This is a genomic window from Enterobacter sp. SGAir0187 (genome assembly GCF_002952735.2).
Classification (GTDB): domain Bacteria; phylum Pseudomonadota; class Gammaproteobacteria; order Enterobacterales; family Enterobacteriaceae; genus Enterobacter; species Enterobacter quasiroggenkampii.
Genome location: NZ_CP025034.2, coordinates 2,922,283 through 2,943,107 on the forward strand (window position 1 = coordinate 2,922,283; position 20,825 = coordinate 2,943,107).

A 20,825-nucleotide genomic window follows, 5' to 3' on the forward strand; every position below is an offset into this window, starting at 1 on the left:
GATGAAACAAACACAACGTCATGACGCCATTATCGAACTGGTAAAAAAACAGGGATACGTCAGCACCGAAGAGCTGGTGGAGCAGTTTGCCGTCAGCCCACAAACCATCCGTCGTGACCTGAACGACCTGGCCGATCAGAACCGTATTCTTCGCCACCACGGCGGCGCGGCGTTGCCGTCCAGCTCGGTTAACACCTCCTGGCACGACCGTAAAGCCACGCAGACGGCGGAGAAAGAGCGCATTGCCCGCAAGGTCGCCAGCCAGATCCCGAACGGGGCGACGCTGTTTATTGATATCGGCACCACGCCGGAAGCGGTCGCCCATGCGCTGCTGGATCACGAGAACCTGCGCGTGGTCACCAACAACCTGAACGTGGCTAACACCCTGATGCAGAAAGACGACTTCCGCATCATCCTCGCGGGTGGGGAGCTGCGCAGCCGCGACGGCGGAATTATCGGCGAAGCCACACTCGATTTTATCTCCCAGTTCCGCCTCGACTTCGGCATTCTGGGGATCAGCGGCATCGACAGCGACGGCTCGCTGCTGGAATTTGATTACCACGAGGTGCGCACCAAGCGCGCGATCATTGAAAACTCACGCCACGTGATGCTGGTGGTGGATCATTCGAAGTTTGGCCGTAACGCGATGGTGAACATGGGCAGCATCAGCATGGTGGATGCGGTCTACACCGACGTGATGCCGCCAGCGGGCGTGATGCAGGTAATTAAAGATAATAATTTGCAGCTGGAATTGTGCTAACGGTTGTGCCGGGTGGCGCTGCGCTTACCCGGCCTACAAAACCCGTAGGCCCGTGCAAGCGTAGCGCCGCCGGGCAATGAATTACACTCCGTACCCCATCATCTTCAACAGCTGCTGCGCATGCTGCACCGCGTCCTGACGGTGCGCCACGCCCAGCTTCTGATACAGATTACGGATGTGCGTTTTGATGGTGGTCGCCGCCACCGCCAGCTCGCCGGCAATCTGCTCGTTGCTGTAGCCTGAATAGATCAGCCCCAGAACCTGCCATTCGCGCTGGGTGAGCGGGCTGGTGCGGATAAGTTCCGGCACTTCCGGGTGGTTCAGCAGACGTTCTACAAAGTTCTCATCAAAATGCGCGAACTTATGCCGATGGTGCTGGTTAATCTCGCGCAGAATGCGCTGGGCGCGATGCTGATCCAGCTCCTGCAGCGTGTTGAGCTGAATAAGCTGACGCAGCTGCTGGGCCATCACTTCACCTTCAATCACAAAGTGGCTGATAAACCCGGTGCGGTTTGCCAGCTGTAGCGCCTCCAGCAGCACGCGCTGGGCATCGTTTTTACGACCCGCCTGCCAGTAGAGCTGGTTCTGCAGCAGCAGGTTGCGGTTCAGATCGCTCATCAGGCGCAGGCTGCGCGCGTTCTCATTCAGCTCTTCCAGCACAATCTCAGCGGGCTCTAATTCACCAAGCAGGATCTGCGCACGGGCAATGTTGCGCCACTGGCTCTGCAGGAAATGGTTGTTGGCAAATTCCGGTTTTGGCGTCTGACGCAGCCAGTTGGCGGCGGACTTTTTATCGCCGGTCATCTGCCAGTAAATCACCCGGACCTTGTCGGCGTTTGACACCCAGTCGCTATGATACTGACCGTTACCGAGCAGGTTTTCCAGGCGGTTAAGATGGTTGCGGGCGTTATCGAGATCGCCGCGCGCCAGCGAGCACTGCACCAGCAGCGCCAGACACTGCAATTGCTGCTGAGGCTGGAAGCTGGAAAGGACATCCACACCCTGGCGGGCGCAGCTTTCTGCTTCATCCAGACGCGACCATGCCCACAGCAGCTGAGCGCGAATACGCAACAGGAACTCGTGCATCGGCAGCTGTTCCAGGTGCTGCTCGCGAATCAGCTGGAACGCTTTTTCCTGGTTTTCCCAGGCGGCCTGCAGAAACCCCTGCGCGAATAAAATCTCGCTCTGCTGGATCAGGCTCCACAGCGCGTAGTGCCAGACATCATGACGACGCGCCATCTGTTCGGTTTGCTGCATCAGTGAAAGCGAACGCGTGAGGTCGCCCTTGCAGTGCAGCACTTCGCCGTGTACGGAGGTCGCCACGATGCGGCTGTAGAAGTTAGCCAGCGGCAGCTCATCCAGTGCGACCATCGCCAGACGTTCGGCTTCCTCCGGGTCACCGTCGTTAATCGCCACCTGAGCGCGCAGCGCGTTGAACTCGCCGTGCAGGGTGGTATCCATCTCGCTTTCCATCTCCTGCTCAGCACGCGCCAGCAGGGTGTTCACTTCGCTGTAGCGATGCTGGCTCTGCATCAGCCAGGCCTGCAGCAGCACCAGACGCGGATTCTCCAGCAGGCTTTCCCACGGCAGGGCTTTGAGGGACTCTTCCAGCAGCGTCAGCTCGCTGTGGTTAAACAGGCCCCACGCATGATTAAGGAGGATATCGCGCAGCATGCTGGCATCCCCGGCGGCGAGCGCGTGGTGTATGGCCTCGCTCGGGAAGCCCTGTGCCATCCAGCTTTCGGCAGCGGCGCGGTGGATCTCCGGCAGTTCAACCGCCAGCTCCCACTGACAGCGCTGGCGCAGGAAGCTACCAAACAGCGGATGATAGCTAAACCACTCGCCGGGATCGTCCATGCGCGTCAGGAAGAGGCCCTGACGTTCAATCTCTTCGAGCTGCAGCTGACCGTTTTCACAGCCCGTCACGCGCACGATGAGCGCATCGTTCATGGAACGCAGCAGGGAGCTTTTCAGCAGGAAATTACGCGTCGAGGGATCGACGCTGTTCAGCACCTCATCCACGAGGTAGTCAGAAAGGTGGCTGGCGTTGATGCCCGCCAGACGCCGTGCAGACTGATGCGCCGGACTGTTGTTTTGCCGGGCAGAGAGGGCGATGAGCTGCAGCGCCGTGGCCCAGCCCGCGACGTCATCACACAGGCGGCTGCTTTCAGCGGCCTCAATGGGTGAGGTCAGGCGGCAGTCAAAGAACTGTTTTGCTTCCTGGTGGGTAAAGGCCAGTTGCTGGCTGCCCACTTCCAGCAGCTGATCGCGCACGCGCAGGTTGGCAATACCCAGCTGCGGCAGGTTGCGTGACAGCACGACTAAGGTCAGGTTTTCCGGCTGATGGCGCAGGAAGAAACGCATCGACTCATGAATCACCGGGTTAGTGATGAGATGGTAATCATCAATCACCACGTAAAGCGGGCGATGCCATTCAGCCAGTTCGATAAACAGCTGAGAGAAAAGGGAGGACAGGCTGGCATACTGGCGCTTTTGCACCATCACCTCACTGGCAACGCAGTGTCCATGGGTGGCTTGCTGTATCGCGGCAATCAGATAGCTGGCAAAGCGCTCCTGCTGGTTATCGCCCTCATCAAGAGAGTACCAGCCAAGATCGCTCTTACCTGCGGCCCATTGCGAAATGAGCGTTGTTTTTCCATAACCTGCAGGGCTCGTAACCAGCGCCAGTCGGAAATTATGCGCGCCGGAAAGTTTAGCCAACAGACGCTCGCGGACCACTGTATGGTCAAGACGAACCGGGCGACTTAATTTAGACGGAATCAACATAGGTTTCACTTCACTGTGGGGAACGAGAGATTTTATTTTTTTTGCGCTTCGTAATTAATGGTTATAAGGTCGGCCAATAAGTTAACTATTGCAAGTTATGTCTGGATTTGGTGGCTGTGAATTTGCACTCTGTCACAAAACATTCAGGCTGAGGAGGGAACTTTCTGAAAAGGTCTTTGATGCCCCGTCAGTGCTGGCTTGTATGGCTGTGCTGCGGCTGCGCTGAAACTGGTTTCAGAAAGGGATAGTGACGTCGAATTTAATATACTTATGGTAAAGTTAAGGGAGATTAATAATCTCCTTAGCGATTTCCCGATTGCCGAAATATTATTCTACGTAAGTAATTATTTCGGCGGGGTTTAATTTCATCCGAAACCGCATTTCATTTCTTTGACATTCTCCTCGGTTACTTTTTTATCTTCCGGGCACACTCGAACTATGCTCTGAGAGTGGCCTTGATCACACTTTTCTGCTCATCCCCGCTACTCCTCCCTGTCTAATCCCCCTCGGGAGGAGGAAGAGGGGAAATGAGCCAGGCACACTAGCGCCAACTTGTGTTTTCTTTCTAAAGGATGCCGATCCCCTATGTCACAGCCTACCTTCAACAAAGCTCAATTCCAGGCTGCCCTGACGCGTCAGTGGCAGCGTTTTGGCCTTCATGCTGCAAACGAGATGACGCCTCACCAGTGGTGGCAGGCAGTGAGCGGTGCGCTCGCAGAGCAGCTGGATGCTCAACCCCTGGCAAAACCGGTAAAAGGCCAGCGCCATGTAAACTACATTTCAATGGAATTCCTGATTGGCCGTCTGACGGGCAACAACTTGTTGAACCTGGGCTGGTATCAGGAGGTCGGTGACGTCCTTAAAGAACACGACATTAACCTGACCGACCTGCTGGAAGAAGAGATTGACCCGGCGCTGGGCAACGGCGGCCTGGGACGCCTGGCGGCCTGCTTCCTTGACTCCATGGCGACCGTCGGCCAGTCGGCGATTGGCTACGGTCTGAACTACCAGTACGGCCTGTTCCGTCAGTCGTTTGCTGACGGCCACCAGATGGAAGCGCCGGACGACTGGCATCGCAATACCTATCCGTGGTTCCGCCACAACGCGCAGCTTGACGTGCAGGTTGGCATCGGCGGGAAAGTGACGAAACAAGGTCTCTGGGAACCGGCGTTCACCATCACCGGCGAAGCCTGGGATCTGCCGGTGCTTGGCTACCGTAACGGCGTGGCGCAGCCGCTACGTCTGTGGCAGGCGAAGCACGCCCACCCGTTTAACCTGACTAAATTCAACGACGGCGATTTCCTGCGTGCCGAGCAGCAGGGCATCGACGCCGAGAAGCTGACCAAAGTCCTCTATCCGAACGACAACCACCTGGCCGGTAAAAAGCTGCGCCTGATGCAGCAGTACTTCCAGTGCGCCTGCTCCGTGGCGGACATTCTGCGTCGCCATCACCTGGCGGGCCGCAAGCTGGCGCAGCTGCCGGACTTCGAAGTGATTCAGCTCAACGACACGCACCCGACCATTGCCATCCCGGAACTGCTGCGCGTGCTGATCGACGAGCATCAGCTGAGCTGGGACGACGCCTGGGCCATTACCAGCCGTACCTTTGCCTACACCAACCACACCCTGATGCCAGAAGCGCTGGAGTGCTGGGATGAGAAGCTGGTGAAAACGCTGCTGCCGCGCCACATGCAGATCATCAACAAGATTAACGACCAGTTTAAAAAGCTCGTGGACAAGACCTGGCCGGGCAACAAGGCGGTCTGGGCGAAGCTGGCGGTGGTTCATGATAAGCAGGTACGCATGGCGAACATGTGCGTGGTGAGCGGCTTTGCGGTCAACGGCGTGGCGGCGCTGCACTCGGATCTGGTGGTCAAAGATCTGTTCCCGGAATACCACCAGCTGTGGCCAACCAAATTCCACAACGTGACCAACGGCATCACGCCGCGTCGCTGGATCAAGCAGTGCAACCCGCTGCTGGCGGGCCTGCTGGACAAGACCCTGAAGAAAGAGTGGGCCAACGATCTGGACCAGCTGATTAACCTGGAAAAATACGCCGACGACGCGACATTCCGCGAGCAGTACCGCGCGATCAAGCTGGAGAACAAGGTTCGCCTGGCGGAGTTTGTGAAAATGCGTACCGGGATTGAGATCAACCCAAATGCGATTTTCGATATCCAGATCAAACGCCTGCACGAGTACAAGCGTCAGCACCTGAACCTGCTGCACATTCTGGCGCTGTACAAAGAGATCCGCGAGAACCCGCAGGCTGACCGCGTGCCGCGCGTGTTCCTGTTCGGTGCGAAAGCGGCACCGGGCTACTACCTGGCGAAAAACATCATCCTCGCCATCAACAAAGTGGCGGCGTCGATCAACAGCGATCCGAAAGTGGGCGACAAGCTGAAGGTGGTGTTCCTGCCAGATTACTGCGTCTCGGCGGCTGAAATGCTGATCCCGGCGGCGGACATCTCCGAGCAGATCTCTACCGCAGGGAAAGAAGCGTCCGGTACCGGCAACATGAAGCTGGCGCTGAACGGCGCGCTTACCGTCGGCACGCTCGACGGGGCCAACGTCGAAATCGCCGAGAAGGTAGGGGAAGAGAATATCTTTATCTTCGGCCATACCGTGGAAGAGGTGAAAGCCATCAAGGCCAAAGGCTATGACCCGGTGAAATGGCGTAAGAAAGACAAAGTGCTTGATGCGGTGCTGAAGGAGCTGGAAAGCGGTAAATACAGCGACGGCGACAAGCACGCGTTTGACCAGATGCTGCACAGCATGGACAAACACGGCGGTGACCCGTATCTGGTGATGGCGGACTTCACGGCCTACGTTGAAGCGCAAAAACAGGTCGATGTGCTGTATCGCGACCAGGAAGCGTGGACCCGCGCGTGCATCCTGAACACCGCGCGCTGCGGTATGTTCAGCTCTGACCGCTCAATCCGTGATTATCAGGCCCGTATCTGGCAGGCGAAACGCTAAGGAAGCGCGATGGAGAGTAAACGTCTGGACAGTGCCGCGCAGGCGGCGGGAATTAGCCTCAGTTACATTAATGCTCACGGCAAACCACAGTCTATTGGCGCCGACACCAAAAGACGTTTGCTGGACGCTATGCACAAAACCGACGCGAAAGCGTCGGCTGCGCCGGTGCCGAACGTGAAGGTATTCACTGCAGGCAAAAAGATGCCGCTCGCGGTGGAGGGGCGCGGCGAGTTTAGCTGGCTGCTCACGACCGAAGAGGGGCATCAGCACAAAGGCCACGCCACCGGCGGCAAAACGCTAAACCTTCCGGCGAAGCTGCCGGAGGGCTATCACACCCTGACGCTCACCCAGGACGATCGGCGTTTCCACTGCCGGGTGATCGTCGCGCCAAAACGCTGCTACGAGCCGCAGGCTCTGCTTGAAGGGAAAAAGCTGTGGGGCGCCTGCGTGCAGCTCTATACGCTGCGTTCCGACAGCAACTGGGGGATCGGTGATTTTGGCGATCTGAAGAACATGCTGGCATCCGTGGGCGAGCGCGGCGGCGCGTTTATCGGCCTCAACCCGATCCACGCCCTCTACCCGGCCAACCCGGAGAGCGCCAGCCCGTACAGCCCGTCGTCCCGTCGCTGGCTGAACGTGATTTATATCGACGTTAACGCTTTAGATGATTTCAAAAACAGCCAGGAGGCGCAGGCCTGGTGGAAACTCAGCACCACGCAGCAGGCGCTGAAGCAGGCGCGCGAAGCCGACTGGGTGGATTACTCCACCGTCACGGCGCTGAAAATGGCCGCGCTGCGCCTGGCGTGGAAAGGCTTTTCGCAGCGCGATGACGAGCAGATGGCGGCGTTCCGCCAGTTTGTGACGCAGGAGGGCGAGAGCCTGTACTGGCAGGCGGCGTTCGATGCGCTGCATGCGTATCAGGTGAAAGAGGACGAAATGCGCTGGGGCTGGCCGGTCTGGCCTGAAGCGTATCAATCCGTCGACACGCCGGAAGTGAAAGCGTTCTGTAAAAAATATGCCGATGAAGTGGACTTCTACCTGTGGCTGCAGTGGCTGGCATACAGCCAGTTTGCCGCCTGCTGGCAGGTGAGCCAGGGCTATAAAATGCCGATTGGCCTGTACCGTGACCTGGCCGTGGGCGTGGCGGAAGGCGGCGCGGAAACCTGGTGCGACCGTGAGCTGTACTGCCTGAAGGCCTCCGTGGGGGCGCCACCGGATATCCTGGGTCCGCTGGGCCAGAACTGGGGATTACCGCCGATGGATCCGCACGTCATGGCGGCGCGCGCCTACGAACCGTTTATCGACCTGCTGCGCGCGAACATGCAGAACTGCGGCGCGCTGCGTATCGACCACGTGATGTCCGTGCTGCGCCTGTGGTGGATCCCGTACGGTGAAACGGCGGATCACGGGGCGTACGTGCAGTATCCGGTTGACGATCTGCTGTCGATCCTGGCGCTGGAAAGCAAGCGTCATCAGTGCATGGTGATCGGCGAAGATCTCGGTACCGTGCCGGTGGAAATCGTCAGCAAGCTCCGCGATAGCGGCGTTTACTCCTATAAAGTGCTCTATTTTGAAAACGACCATGAGAAAACCTTCCGCGCGCCGCAAGCGTACCCTGAACAGTCAATGGCAGTCGCGACGACGCATGACCTTCCTACGCTTCGTGGCTATTGGGAAAGCGGCGATCTGACCCTTGGCAAAACGCTGGGCCTGTATCCTGATGAAGAGGTGTTACGCGGCCTGTATCAGGATCGCGAGCTCTCGAAACAGGGGCTGCTGGATGCGCTGCACAAGCAGGGCTGTCTGCCAAAGCGTGCCGGGCATAAGGCGTCGCTGATGTCCATGACCTCCACGCTCAACCGTGGTTTGCAGCGTTACATTGCCGACAGCAATAGCGCCCTGCTGGGCCTGCAGCCGGAAGACTGGATTGATATGGCGGAGCCGGTGAACATACCGGGCACCAGCTATCAGTACAAGAACTGGCGTCGCAAGCTGTCCACCACGCTTGAGGCGATGTTTGCCGATGACGGGGTGAACAGGCTGATTAAGGATTTGGATAAGCGCAGAAGGGCGGTGAGTAAGAAGCGGTAATTTCACCCTCACCCTAACCCTCTCCCAGGGGGAGAGGGAATAGAATGTAGGCCGGGTAAGCGTCAGCGCCACCCGGCTTTTTTACATCAGACCACCATATTGAGCAGCAGCACCCCGACCAGACCGCACACCGAAATAATGGTTTCCAGCGCGGACCAGGACTTGATGGTTTCACCGATCGTCAGGTTGAAGTACTCCTTGAACAGCCAGAAGCCCGGGTCGTTAACGTGAGAGAAAATCACGCTACCGGAACCGACGGCGATAACCATCAGCTCAGGGCTCACGCCCGTGGTGGCAATCAACGGCGCAACGATGCCGCCGGCGGTGATCGCCGCAACGGTCGCAGAGCCCAGCGCAATACGCAGAACGGCGGCAATAGACCAGGCCATCAGAAGCGGCGACACGTTGGTTTCATGCATCATCGCGGCGATGTATTTGTCCACGCCGCTGTCGACCAGAACCTGCTTGAATGCACCGCCACCGCCGATGATCAGGAGCATCATGGCAATGATTTTGATGGAAGAGGTCAGCGTGTCGTTGATCTGATCCATTGAACGGCCGCGGTTAAGGCCAAAGGTGAACATCGCGATCAGCACGGCAATCAGCGTTGCCATCACCGGGTCACCCAGGAATTCCGCAACGGACAGAAACGCATGACCTTTCGGCAGGATCATCTCTGCCACGGCGCGCATCGCCATCAGGATCACCGGTACCAGAGAGGTCCAGACGCTGACGCCAAAGCCAGGCATCTCTTCTTCGGTGAAGGTTTTGGCGCTGTACAGACCTTCCGGGATAGGCTTATCAATGCCTTTCAGGAAGCGGGCATAAACCGGACCTGCCAGAATCACCGTCGGGATCGCCAGAATCGTACCGAACAGCAGGGTTTTACCCATATCCGCGTGGAAGATGGTCGCGATAGCGGTTGGGCCCGGGTGCGGCGGCAGGAAGCCGTGGGTCACGGACAGCGCCGCGGCCATAGGCACACCGACATACAGCAGCGGGATGCTCGCGGCAGCCGCGATGGTGAACACCAGCGGCAGCATCAATACGAAGCCCACTTCATAGAACAGCGCGAAACCGACGGTAAAACCGGTTAACACCACTGCCCACTGAATATTCTTCTTACCAAATTTGTCGATAAGCGTGGTGGCAATACGCTGCGCGCCACCGCAGTCCGCCAGCATTTTACCGAGCATGGCGCCGAAGCCCATGATCAGCGCCAGGCTGCCGAGCGTGCCGCCGACACCGGCTTTAATCGAGCTGATAACTTTCACCAGCGGCATCCCCTGCATCAGACCGACTGCAAGCGCCACCAGAACCAGAGCGATAAATCCGTTCATTTTGAAGCGGATCATCAAGAGCAGTAATAACACAACACCGATAGCAACGATGACTAATGGCATGATTTACCTGGCCTTTGAATTGTTATGGGTAACGTCATTGTTTCAACGACAAATTCCGATTGTCCCAACTGGGAACAGAGAAGTAACGGCACTAATACTGATGCCTTTTAAACGATTAAGTTTAGTCGGCTGTTATGAGTGTGTTTAGTGCCCATGAGAATGATACGGGTAACATGACGTGATTGAGAATCACCCTGGAAGGCAAAATGTGAATTATGAGATGCAGGTCAACATATAGAGGGGGAACGAAGAGGGGGACAGGGTTTTGTAGGCCCGGTAAGCGCAGCGCCACCGGGCAATACAGACGGGCAATGAATCAGTAGTAAGAGTGCTCGCCGCGCTGGTGTTCGGTCAGGTCACGCACGCCTTTCAGTTCCGGGAACTCGTTCAGCAGCTGCTTCTCGATCCCTTCTTTCAGGGTGACATCGACCATTGAACAACCGTTACAGCCGCCGCCAAACTGCAGAATGGCAAAACCTTCGTCGGTGATTTCCATCAGGGAAACACGACCGCCATGGCCCGCCAGCTGTGGGTTGATCTGGGATTGCAGCAGATACTCAACGCGCTCCATCAGCGGGGCATCGTCAGACACTTTACGCATTTTCGCGTTCGGCGCTTTCAGGGTCAGCTGAGAACCCAGCTGATCGGTGACGAAGTCGATCTCCGCATCTTCAAGATACGGTGCGCTCAGCTCATCAACATAGGCGGTGAGCTGTTCAAATTTAAGGGCAGTGTCGGTGGCTTCCACAGCGTCCGGAGGACAATAAGAAACACCACATTCTGCATTCGGCGTGCCTGGATTGATCACAAACACACGGATCTGCGTCCCTTCTTCCTGATTTGCCAGCAGTTTGGCAAAGTGCGCTTGTGCAGAATCGGAAATACGGATCATAGCTTTGGCCTAATAGTTGACTAAATTACCTGGGTATAATCATACGCCCATTGAAGAAGGGCTACAAGGTACGGCACAGACACCATACCTGAACCGACGCGGCGCCGCTTTGCAAAAGCAGTCGGGAAAGTTCAGCAACGGTACTGCCTGTGGTAACGATATCATCCACAATCGCGATATGGAGACCGTCGACCGGCAATTCAAGGCGAAAGGCATTTTTGAGGTTTCTTTTGCGAAGCCGGGCGCTGAGCTGATGCTGGATGGCGGTGGCATGAACGCGCGTCAGCGCGCGGGCATCATACTGACAGCCAAGCCACCGGGCGAGGGGACGGCAGATCAGGTCGCTCTGATTGTAACCGCGTCGCCAGTGGCGGCGTCGGTAGAGGGGGACATTCACCACCCTGTCGATTTTCGGCAGTGCACGGTGGCGCCGCGCCTGCAAAACCGCCAGCAGGAGTAGTCGCGCAAGGGGCTGTGCCAGGGAACTTTGACCGGAAAACTTCAGCGCGTGAATCAGCCTGCTCAGCGGCGGAACATAATCATCCACCGCCACCAGTGCGCTCCACGGCGGGGATTTTTTCAGGCACCGGCCACAGGGCAAAGAGGGATTTGTGGCCGGTAAACCACATTGTGGACAGATCCCCATACGCCATTGCAGCGATCGCGTGCAGACGGAGCAGATGCCCCATCCGCTGAGTGCCAGCGGCATTCTGCATAGCCAGCACAACCCAGGTACTGTTAGCATGTGCAACCTCCATGTGAAAAAAGAGAACAGTAACTGATGAAGACGCTGTGGTGGCAGACCGTAGGGACAGGAAATTGCCATCTTGTGCTGCTGCACGGATGGGGACTGAATGCTGAAGTGTGGCGTTGCGTAAGCGAGGAACTTGCCTCGCAATTTACGCTGCATCTGGTGGATTTGCCGGGTTATGGCCGCAGCCGCGGCTTTGGCGCGATGTCGCTTGATGAGATGGCGCAGCAGGTTCTGGACGCCGCGCCGCAAAACGCTGTCTGGCTGGGCTGGAGCCTGGGCGGGCTGGTGGCAAGCAAGATTGCGCTGGATAACCCCGGGCGTGTGAGCGCGCTGGTCACCGTTGCCTCGTCACCCTGCTTTAGCGCACAGGACGCGTGGCCGGGGATCAAGCCTGAAGTGCTGGCAGGGTTCCAGCAGCAGCTAAGCGACGATTTCCAGCGGACGGTGGAGCGTTTTCTCGCGCTGCAGACGATGGGGACAGAAACCGCGCGTCAGGATGCGCGCACGCTGAAGCAGACCGTGCTGTCGCTGCCGATGCCTGACGTTGAGGTGCTTAACGGGGGGCTTGAGATACTCAAGACGATCGATCTGCGTGAACCGCTGGCGTCGCTGGCGCTTCCGCACCTGCGTATGTATGGCTATCTGGACGGACTGGTTCCGCGTAAGGTGGTTCCACTGCTGGATAACCTGTGGCCGAAAAGCCAATCAATGGTGGTCGCTAAAGCGGCACACGCGCCGTTTATCTCACATCCTGACGAGTTTTGTTCGGCGCTGACCGTCTTTATTCGCGAAGTGACCACCACTCCCTGAGGCAGGCTTTTCCTTCCGGGCAATCTTTACAGCTGCCGGACAGACAACCGTCCGGCTCTTCCTGAATCCGCACCGCTTTCCCCATGGCTTCCAGTCTTTCCAGCATGGCATCGATCATCGGCTGCGGCGTATGCAGGCTGAGGCTCAGCTGTTTCGCCTCCATTCGCCCCTGCAGCGCCAGCAGATCACGAACCTGAATCAACGATGCCATGATGTGTGCTCCTTAGTGACAGTCGCCCGCCGGGCTGTCGCAGCAGGTTGCGGCGGTTTTGCGGTTTGCCAGCAGGTCGATGTCGACGCGGCTGCGTGCCCGCCGCAGCAGACCGAGAACGATCACGTTGAACAGCACAACCGCAAGAATGCAGACCAGGCTGTAGCGCGGATGCTGGCTGAAGTTAACGGTTTGATAAAACAGCGTCGCCAGCGAGTAGGCAATGTTTAACCCCCACAGGATGGAGAAACCCATCCAGCCGCGGCTGGACTCGCGGGCAATCGCCCCCATCACGGAGATGCACGGAATATAGAGCAGAACGAAGATGAGATAGCTGTAGGCCGCGGACGCGCTGCCAAATTTCTCGCCCATCACGCCCATGGCACCCGTCGCCATTTCGCCGTCGCCTTTGCTGGCCTCAATCGGGTTCGCCAGCACGCTCAGGCTGAAGGTGTCCTTCAGGCTCTGCCAGGTTTCCTCTACGGCACCCAGCAGCTCATGACCGAGATGAAACTCAGCCGGATTAAATTCCTGCTCCTGAATGTTCTCGGCGGTGTAAAGCGTGTTCAGGGTGCCGACAACCACCTCTTTCGCCATCGCACCGGTGAACAGCCCGACGGTTGCCTGCCAGTTATCCTCATGCACGCCAATCGGTTTGAAGACCGGCGTGATGACGCGACTGACGGAAGCGAGGGCAGAGTCGTTGATGTTATCTGCCGCCTGCCCGCTGAGGGTGAAGCTGTTCAGCGCGCTCAGGAAAATGCTGACGATGACAATGACCTTACCGGCGCGCAGCACAAAGCCTTTCAGGCGCTGCCAGGTCTGGATCGCCAGGCTTTTCAGATGGGGCACGTGATACACCGGCAGCTCCATCACGAACGGTGACGCCTCACCGCGCATGATGGTGTGCTTCAGCATCAGACCGGTGAGGATCGCCATCACGATGCCCAGCACATACAGCGAGAAGACCGCCAGCGCGCCCTGCTGACCAAAGAAGGCTGCCGCAAAGACCGCAAAGATCGCCAGTCGGGCACCGCAGGACATAAACGGCGCCATCATAATGGTCATCAGACGTTCACGCGGTGCATCCAGGGTGCGTGCGCCCATCACCGACGGCACGTTACAGCCGAAGCCGACAATCAGCGGGACGAAGGATTTACCCGGCAGGCCCAGGGCCTGCATCAGACGATCCATCACGAACGCGGCGCGCGCCATGTAGCCGGAATCTTCCAGGAACGAGAGGAACAGGTACATCATGCCGATCTGCGGCACCAGCGGCAGAACGGTATTGATACCGCCGCCGATCCCCTGCGCGAGGAAGATGGTGAGCCATTCCGGGAAGTGCAGGGTGTAGCCCACCCACTGAATGCCGTGCACGAAGACCGCGACGGAACCGGCGTCAAAAATCGGCTGCAGTGCGCCACCGATGTTAATGGCGAGCAGGAACATCACGTACATCACCAGCAGGAAGATGGGCAAACCGAGGAAGCGGTTAAGCACAATCTTATCCACCGCCGCCGTAAAGCGGCTGGGTTCCGCCGTCAGCGCGTTACTGACCACGTCGCAAATCGAGGCGATAGCCTGGTAACGCGCATCGGCGATGTGCAGCGCCGGGTCGTCCAGCTCGTCGCTAAGCCGGGCCACCGTCACGTCCAGCTTATCGGCCGCATGACCGGCATAAGCGCGACTGTAGATATCCCCTTCCAGCATCTGCAGTCCAAGCCACAGGCGCTGTTTCGCCGGCATGCTGTTATCCATCTCCTGCGCCAGCACGTTGGCTTCACGCAGGAGAGGCTGCGCGTAATGCACCAGCTCAACGTCGCGATTTCCCGCGTGACGTTCAATGGCCAGCTTCAGCGCATCAATACCGCGCGCGCGCGTCGAGACCAGCGGAACGACCGGGCACCCCAGGCGCGCGGAAAGGGCATCGACGTCGATGCGCAGCTTTTGTTTCTCTGCGATATCGAGCATGTTGAGCGCCACGATGCAGGGGATACCCAGCTCCAGCAACTGCAGCGTCAGATAAAGGTTACGCTCGAGGTTTGAGGCGTCGACCACGTTGATCAGCAGATCCGCGTCGCCGCCAAGAATGTAGTGACAGGCGATTTGCTCATCGAGCGAAGTTTGCGACGAAATGGTGGTTAAGGAGTAGGTGCCGGGAAGGTCAACCAGCGTCACCTGGTTGTCTGTCGTCGTGAACTGGCCCTCTTTACGTTCAACCGTCACGCCCGCCCAGTTGCCCACGCGCTGGCGAGCCCCGGTGAGCTGGTTAAAAAGCGTGGTCTTGCCGGAATTAGGATTGCCAATTAAGCCAATAGTTAACTTTTTCATTTTTTTAGACTCACTGAAACCGCTGGCTTGTTATCGGGATAAGGCTTCGACTTCTATTAATGCGAGGTCTTTTTTACGCAGGACCAGATTCACGCGTCGGGTTTCGATATGAACCGGATCGCCTAACGGCGCCACGCGTACGACCTGGAATGACGAGCCGGGCAGCATGCCCAGCGACAGCAGCTTCTGCCGATAGGCCGGGCTAATTTCGCGGGTAAAACCGGTAATCTTCCATGCACTGTCTGGAGTGAATTGCATAACGCCTGATTCCACGAAAGGTTAAATTATCTACTATGCGATGATAATGAGAATAGTTTTTATCAGCAATATTAAAACTGTGACGGAATGTTGTTTGCGATATTAATTTACGGCCTTTTTGACCTTGCTCAATATTTACTGAAATGCCGGGAAAACGAAAAGCGGAGTATTTGTTAACGGGGTGATAATTCGCGGTTTAAATATGGCTACACACTATTTTTTTAATTCCCTGCGGCCTGCTTGCCGGGCGGCACTGCGTTTGCCTGGCTTACAAAACCGTAGGCCCGGTAAGCGCAGCGCCACCGGGCATTTATGACCTTAGCGTTTTTTACCCATCGCGGCCGCCAGCGCATCCATCATCGCGCTGTTGCCTGCAGGCTGGGCGTCACGTCCACGCGGTTTTGCCGCTTTCGCGGCCGGACGCTGCTGCTCGCGGCCCCCACCGTTGCCGCCGCGGCGCGCGTTGGTGTCACCCGGTTGCTCGTCCAGACGCATTGTGAGCGCGATACGCTTGCGCTGCAGGTCCACTTCCAGCACTTTGACCTTCACGATGTCGCCCGCTTTGACCACGGTGTGCGGGTCTTCAACGAACTTGTCGGCAAGGGATGAGATATGGACCAGGCCATCCTGATGCACGCCGATATCCACGAACGCGCCAAAGTTGGTGACGTTAGTCACCGCGCCTTCCAGCACCATGCCCGGCAGCAGGTCGTTCATGGTCTCGATACCGTCAGCAAAGGTCGCGGTTTTGAACTCAGGACGCGGATCGCGGCCCGGTTTTTCCAGCTCTTTGATAATGTCGGTAACGGTTGGCACACCAAATTTGTCGTCGGTGAAATCGACGGCTTTCAGGTTGCGCAGGGCGCTGCTGTCGCCCATGAGATCTTTCAGCGCCTGCTGAGTAGCGGCCAGGATGCGTTCCACCACCGGATACGCTTCCGGGTGAACGGTGGAGGCATCGAGCGGGTTATCGCCGTGGTTGATGCGCAGGAAGCCCGCGCACTGCTCAAACGCTTTTGGCCCCAGACGGCTTACCTTCAGCAACTGCTGACGGTTCTGGAACTGGCCGTTCTCGTCGCGCCAGGCGACGATGTTCTGCGCCATCATGCGGGTTAAGCCCGCCACGCGGGTCAGCAGAGGAACGGAGGCGGTGTTCAGGTCAACGCCAACGGCGTTTACGCAGTCTTCCACGACCGCATCCAGCTTGCGCGCCAGCTGAGTCTGGCTCACGTCGTGCTGATACTGGCCCACGCCGATCGATTTCGGATCGATCTTCACCAGTTCCGCCAGCGGATCCTGCAGACGGCGAGCGATCGAGACCGCGCCGCGCAGGGAAACGTCCAGGTCCGGGAACTCCTGTGCCGCCAGCTCGGAGGCGGAATAGACGGATGCCCCCGCTTCGCTGACGATCACTTTCTGTGCCGTCACTTTCGGGAACTGCTTCTGCACGTCGAGATAGAAACGCTCGGTTTCGCGGGATGCCGTACCGTTGCCGATGGCGACCAGCTCGACGTTGTATTTTTCGCACAGCGCCGCCACCACGACGGCTGCTTTCGCTGCCTGGCCGGTGTGCGGATAGATGGTGTCGGTGGCGACCAGCTTGCCGGTGCCGTCAACGACAGCGACTTTTACACCGGTACGCAGACCCGGATCGAGGCCCATGGTCGCGCGCAGGCCAGCAGGGGCGGCCATCAGCAGGTCGTGCAGGTTGCGGGCGAAGACGTTAATCGCTTCATCTTCGGCACGTTCGCGCACGGTGCCCATCAGCTCGGTTTCGAGGTGCATCAGCACCTTGATGCGCCAGGTCCAGCTCACCACGCCTTTACGCCAGCTATCAGCCGGGGCGTTGTTCAGGCGCAGACCGAGATGGTCGATGATGATCTGCTCGCAGTGGCTCTCTTTCGGCGGCTCGTCAAACTGCGGGTCGGCGTTCAGGGAGAGTTGCAGCACGCCTTCGTTGCGGCCGCGGAACATTGCCAGCGCGCGGTGGGAAGGGGTGGTGGAAATCGGTTCGTGGTGATCGAAGTAGTCGCGGAATTTCGCGCCTTCTTCCTCTTTACCCGCGACGACGGTAGAGACGATGTGGGCGTTCTTCCACAGGTAATCACGCACTTTGGCGAGCAGGGCAGCGTCTTCGGCGAAGCGCTCCATCAGAATATAGCGCGCGCCGTCGAGGGCGGCCTTGGTGTCCGCTACGCCTTTGTCGGCGTCGATGAATTTCGCCGCTTCGGTATCCGGATCGTGGGACGGTTCGTTCCACAGCAGGTCGGCCAGCGGCTCAAGACCCGCTTCAATGGCAATCTGTCCGCGCGTGCGGCGCTTCGGCTTGTACGGCAGATAGAGGTCTTCGAGTTCGGTTTTGCTCAGGGTGCCATTGATGGCGCTTTCCAGTTCGCTGGTCAGCTTGCCCTGTTCGCCGATGGATTTGAGGATCGCCTGACGACGTTCTTCCAGTTCGCGCAGATAGCCCAGACGGGTTTCCAGGTTACGCAGCTGCGTGTCATCCAGACCGCCGGTGACTTCCTTACGATAGCGTGCAATAAACGGCACGGTGTTCCCTTCATCAAGCAGGCGAACGGCAGCTTCTACCTGTTCGGCTCTGGCCTGAAGTTCACCCGCAATAATGCGGCAGAGCGAATCTTTCATCATGGCTTTATCATCTGTTGAGTCGAAAAAATCAGGGGATAGTTATACGGGCTGACACGGCAAAATGCCAGCCGGGGAGGGCGCTCTCGGACTATTTTACGTAGACGATCTCATTAACGTACCAGCTGGCTTCACCGGCTGGGGTCTGCACGACGGCCAGATCGCCCACTTCCTTTTTCAGCAGCGCGCGGGCCATCGGGGAGTCGATGGAGATGTAATCCTTACGACCAAAAATTTCATCGTAGCCGACAATGCGAAAGCGCAGGGTGTCACCGTCGTCGTTTTCAATCTCCACCCACGCGCCGAAGAACACTTTGCCCTCCTGCTGCGGGGAGTAATCGACAATTTTTAGATTTTCGAGGCATTTCGTCAGATAGCGTACCCGGCGGTCAATTTCGCGCAGCCGCTTCTTGTTGTACTGGTAGTCAGCGTTTTCGCTGCGATCGCCCAGGCTCGCGGCCCAGGTCACCTTTTTGGTTACCTCAGGACGCTCTTCGCGCCAGAGGAAATCCATCTCTTTTTTGAGTTTCTCGTACCCTTCGCGGGTGATCAGGGGCGTTTTCATGGTGCTGCCTTTGCTGCCGGTTCTCTGTTTTGCGCACAATACGTACCACACAGTGTAACAGACAGGATTAATAATGATTTATGTGATGAAATGAACAGATAAGCTGCTGTTAAATATGCTTTGTAACAATTTCGACTAGAATTTATACCAGAATTAACTGGTCGAATACGTGCACTTTTTTAGAATACGCTGTTACAAAGACTATCCGAACCTTTGGGAGTACACACAATGCAAGAAAACTACAAAATTCTGGTCGTGGATGACGACATGCGCCTGCGTGCGCTGCTGGAACGTTATCTGACCGAGCAGGGCTTCCAGGTTCGTAGCGTCGCGAACGCTGAGCAGATGGACCGTCTGCTGACCCGTGAATCTTTCCATCTGATGGTTCTCGACCTGATGCTGCCTGGCGAAGATGGGCTTTCTATCTGCCGCCGTCTGCGCAGCCAGAGCAACCCGATGCCGATCATCATGGTGACGGCGAAGGGCGAAGAAGTTGACCGTATCGTGGGCCTCGAAATCGGCGCCGACGACTATATTCCAAAACCGTTTAACCCGCGTGAACTGCTGGCGCGCATTCGCGCCGTGCTGCGTCGTCAGGCGAACGAACTGCCGGGCGCGCCGTCGCAGGAAGAAGCCGTTATTGCCTTCGGCAAGTTCAAGCTGAACCTCGGCACGCGCGAAATGTTCCGTGAAGACGAGCCGATGCCGCTCACCAGCGGCGAGTTTGCGGTCCTGAAAGCGCTGGTCAGCCACCCGCGTGAACCGCTTTCCCGTGACAAGCTGATGAACCTGGCGCGCGGTCGCGAATACTCCGCAATGGAACGCTCTATCGACGTGCAGATCTCCCGCCTGCGCCGCATGGTGGAAGAAGATCCGGCGCATCCTCGTTATATTCAGACCGTATGGGGTCTGGGCTACGTGTTCGTACCGGACGGCTCTAAAGCATGAGGCGAATGCGCTTCTCGCCGCGTAGCTCGTTTGCCCGCACCCTGTTATTGATCGTCACCCTGCTGTTCGTCAGCCTGGTGACGACCTATCTGGTGGTGCTGAACTTTGCGATCCTGCCGAGCCTCCAGCAGTTTAATAAGGTCCTGGCCTACGAAGTCCGTATGCTGATGACCGATAAGCTGCAGCTGGAGGACGGCACGCAGCTCGTCGTTCCCCCGGCGTTTCGCCGTGAAATCTACCGTGAGCTGGGCATTTCGCTCTACTCCAACGAAGCGGCGGAAGACGCGGGCCTGCGCTGGGCGCAGCACTATGAATTCCTCAGCCAGCAGATGGCGCAACAGCTGGGTGGCCCGACGGAAGTGCGCGTTGAGGTCAACAAAAGCTCGCCCGTCGTCTGGCTGAAAACCTGGCTGTCACCCAACATCTGGGTGCGCGTCCCGCTGACCGAAATCCATCAGGGCGATTTCTCGCCGCTGTTCCGCTATACCCTGGCGATTATGCTGCTGGCGATAGGCGGGGCCTGGCTGTTTATCCGTATACAGAACCGACCGCTGGTCGACCTGGAGCACGCTGCGCTGCAGGTCGGTAAAGGCATTATTCCTCCTCCGCTGCGCGAGTATGGCGCCTCGGAAGTCCGCTCGGTGACGCGTGCGTTTAACCATATGGCGGCAGGCGTGAAGCAGCTGGCGGATGACCGTACGCTGCTGATGGCGGGCGTGAGCCATGACCTGCGCACCCCCCTGACGCGTATCCGTCTGGCGACGGAAATGATGGGAGAAGAGGACGGTTATCTCGCCGAGTCCATCAACAAGGATATCGAAGAGTGCAACGCCATCATCGAGCAGTTCATCGACTACCTGCGCACCGGTCAGGAGATGCCGATGGAGATGGCGGATCTGAACGCGGTGCTGGGCGAAGTGGTGGCGGCAGAAAGCGGCTACGAGCGTGAAATTGATACCGACCTTCAGGCGGGCGAGATCCAGGTACGCATGCACCCGCTCTCCATTAAGCGCGCGGTGGCCAACATGGTGGTTAACGCGGCGCGCTACGGCAACGGCTGGATCAAAGTCAGCAGCGGGTCTGAACTCAACCGCGCCTGGTTCCAGGTGGAAGACGACGGTCCGGGCATCAAGCCCGAGCAGCGTAAGCATCTGTTCCAGCCGTTTGTGCGCGGCGACAGCGCGCGCAGCACCAGCGGTACGGGCTTAGGCCTGGCGATTGTGCAGCGTATTGTGGATAACCATAACGGGTTGCTGGAGATTGGTACCAGCGAGCGGGGCGGGTTGAGCATTCGCGCCTGGTTGCCGGTACCGGTGACGCGGGGGCAGGTGAAAGAGAGTTGAAAAAAGGGTGGCACGAGCCACCCTTTTTTGTAGGTCGGGTAAGGCGA

General features: G+C 57.9%; 15 protein-coding genes. 6 read left to right on the forward strand and 9 right to left on the reverse strand.

Annotated features, from left to right (window positions below; translation table 11 throughout):
• The first annotated feature begins 1 nt into the window (after nucleotide 1).
• Nucleotides 2-760, forward strand: coding sequence for a DeoR/GlpR family transcriptional regulator (locus CWR52_RS13975; RefSeq protein ID WP_008503060.1), 759 nt, complete (start codon nucleotides 2-4; stop codon nucleotides 758-760).
• Nucleotides 761-841: 81 nt separating this feature from the next.
• On the opposite strand, the gene malT is transcribed toward CWR52_RS13975, so the two are convergent.
• On the reverse strand, nucleotides 842-3,547 hold the full coding sequence (malT, locus tag CWR52_RS13980) for an HTH-type transcriptional regulator MalT (protein WP_104949947.1): 2,706 nt from the start codon (nucleotides 3,545-3,547) through the stop codon (nucleotides 842-844).
• A gap of 585 nt (nucleotides 3,548-4,132) precedes the next feature.
• On the opposite strand from malT, the gene malP reads away from it, so the two are divergent.
• Together malP and malQ are read left to right on the forward strand one after the other, a co-directional pair.
• Nucleotides 4,133-6,526: a maltodextrin phosphorylase gene (gene malP / locus CWR52_RS13985; RefSeq protein WP_104949948.1), complete on the forward strand. Its 2,394-nt coding sequence runs from the start codon at nucleotides 4,133-4,135 to the stop codon at nucleotides 6,524-6,526.
• Between the two features lie 9 nt (nucleotides 6,527-6,535).
• The gene (gene malQ, locus CWR52_RS13990; RefSeq protein ID WP_104949949.1) at nucleotides 6,536-8,617 is read left to right on the forward strand and encodes a 4-alpha-glucanotransferase; all 2,082 of its coding nucleotides are present in this window, start codon (nucleotides 6,536-6,538) and stop codon (nucleotides 8,615-8,617) included.
• 86 nt (nucleotides 8,618-8,703) lie between these two features.
• Here malQ and gntT read toward each other — a convergent pair whose 3' ends face one another.
• The 3 genes from gntT to gntX form a co-directional block, all read right to left on the reverse strand.
• The gene (gene gntT, locus CWR52_RS13995; protein ID WP_024907902.1) at nucleotides 8,704-10,020 is read right to left on the reverse strand and encodes a gluconate transporter; all 1,317 of its coding nucleotides are present in this window, start codon (nucleotides 10,018-10,020) and stop codon (nucleotides 8,704-8,706) included.
• Nucleotides 10,021-10,336: 316 nt separating this feature from the next.
• Nucleotides 10,337-10,912 carry a Fe-S biogenesis protein NfuA gene (gene nfuA, locus CWR52_RS14000; RefSeq protein ID WP_008503055.1) on the reverse strand — a complete coding sequence of 192 codons (576 nt, stop codon included), beginning with the start codon at nucleotides 10,910-10,912 and terminating at the stop codon, nucleotides 10,337-10,339.
• A 61-nt stretch (nucleotides 10,913-10,973) separates the two neighbouring features.
• Nucleotides 10,974-11,657, reverse strand: a complete 684-nt coding sequence (gene gntX / locus CWR52_RS14005) for a DNA utilization protein GntX (protein ID WP_104949950.1) — start codon at nucleotides 11,655-11,657, stop codon at nucleotides 10,974-10,976.
• A 36-nt stretch (nucleotides 11,658-11,693) separates the two neighbouring features.
• On the opposite strand from gntX, the gene bioH reads away from it, so the two are divergent.
• A complete protein-coding gene (gene bioH, locus CWR52_RS14010) occupies nucleotides 11,694-12,476 on the forward strand; it encodes a pimeloyl-ACP methyl ester esterase BioH (RefSeq protein ID WP_104949951.1) in 783 nt (260 codons plus the stop codon).
• On the opposite strand, the gene feoC is transcribed toward bioH, so the two are convergent.
• From feoC to greB, 5 genes are all read right to left on the reverse strand, one after another.
• Nucleotides 12,448-12,687: a [Fe-S]-dependent transcriptional repressor FeoC gene (gene feoC, locus CWR52_RS14015; RefSeq protein ID WP_104949952.1), complete on the reverse strand. Its 240-nt coding sequence runs from the start codon at nucleotides 12,685-12,687 to the stop codon at nucleotides 12,448-12,450. The two genes, bioH and feoC, sit on opposite strands and share 29 nt — an antisense overlap.
• Nucleotides 12,688-12,699: 12 nt before the next feature.
• Nucleotides 12,700-15,018 (reverse strand): Fe(2+) transporter permease subunit FeoB, encoded by a 2,319-nt coding sequence (feoB, locus tag CWR52_RS14020; RefSeq protein ID WP_104949953.1) that lies wholly within the window; start codon nucleotides 15,016-15,018, stop codon nucleotides 12,700-12,702.
• A gap of 30 nt (nucleotides 15,019-15,048) precedes the next feature.
• Nucleotides 15,049-15,276, reverse strand: a complete 228-nt coding sequence (gene feoA / locus CWR52_RS14025; protein WP_008503050.1) for a ferrous iron transporter A — start codon at nucleotides 15,274-15,276, stop codon at nucleotides 15,049-15,051.
• 318 nt (nucleotides 15,277-15,594) lie between these two features.
• Nucleotides 15,595-17,925 (reverse strand): Tex family protein, encoded by a 2,331-nt coding sequence (locus tag CWR52_RS14030; RefSeq protein ID WP_025910299.1) that lies wholly within the window; start codon nucleotides 17,923-17,925, stop codon nucleotides 15,595-15,597.
• A gap of 88 nt (nucleotides 17,926-18,013) precedes the next feature.
• On the reverse strand, nucleotides 18,014-18,487 hold the full coding sequence (greB, locus tag CWR52_RS14035) for a transcription elongation factor GreB (protein ID WP_008503048.1): 474 nt from the start codon (nucleotides 18,485-18,487) through the stop codon (nucleotides 18,014-18,016).
• A gap of 228 nt (nucleotides 18,488-18,715) precedes the next feature.
• Here greB and ompR point away from each other — a divergent pair, with 228 nt between their 5' ends.
• Both ompR and envZ read left to right on the forward strand, forming a co-directional pair.
• Nucleotides 18,716-19,435: a two-component system response regulator OmpR gene (ompR, locus tag CWR52_RS14040; RefSeq protein WP_001157751.1), complete on the forward strand. Its 720-nt coding sequence runs from the start codon at nucleotides 18,716-18,718 to the stop codon at nucleotides 19,433-19,435.
• Entirely contained in the window at nucleotides 19,432-20,778 is a 1,347-nt protein-coding gene (gene envZ / locus CWR52_RS14045) for a two-component system sensor histidine kinase EnvZ (RefSeq protein ID WP_008503047.1), read from the forward strand. Before ompR ends, envZ begins: the two co-directional genes overlap by 4 nt.
• Nucleotides 20,779-20,825: the final 47 nt, after the last annotated feature.